General features: G+C 42.3%; 1 protein-coding gene. It reads right to left on the reverse strand.

What is annotated here, in order from left to right:
* A partial coding sequence (gene tnpA / locus H6B10_RS15100) for an IS200/IS605 family transposase (protein WP_204652321.1) occupies positions 1–425 on the reverse strand: 425 nt, incomplete at its 3' end.
* Between the last annotated feature and the right edge of the window lie 137 nt (positions 426–562).

Raw genomic sequence — 562 nt, forward strand, 5'->3', positions numbered from 1 at the left:
TTGAGGCTCAGCTGATCATTTGCTATATCATCTTGCAGCTGATTTCGAATATAGTCTCTGATCGCCCCTTCATACTTGCCTACCGTATCTACGTAATATCCCCTACACCAAAAGTGCCGGTTTCCGTATTTATACTTTAGGTTTGCATGCTTATCGAAGATCATCAGGCTGCTTTTACTTTTCAGGTATCCCATGAAACTTGCTACGCTTAAGTGCGGCGGTATTTCCACTAGCATATGGATATGATCCGGGCAGCATTCCGCCTCTATGATCCTTACTCCTTTTCTTTCGCTCAACTCTCTTAGTATTTTTCCTACGTCCGCTTTTATCTTTTTGTAAATGATCTGACGGCGGTACTTCGGCGCAAATACTATGTGATATTTGCATCTGTATTTGCTATGTGATAAACTCTTTATGTCATCCATTGACAAGAACCTCCTGTGCTTTTGCTTGGTTGCCAGACCAGCTTTATTCTAGCACAGGAGGTTCTTTCTCTTCACTAAAGTATTTTTTATCCACCCCCAGTTGAACTGGGGGTTTTATCATGCCTATTCGGCGCCAA

Source organism: Gemmiger formicilis (assembly GCF_016901605.1).
Taxonomy (GTDB): domain Bacteria; phylum Bacillota; class Clostridia; order Oscillospirales; family Ruminococcaceae; genus Gemmiger; species Gemmiger formicilis_B.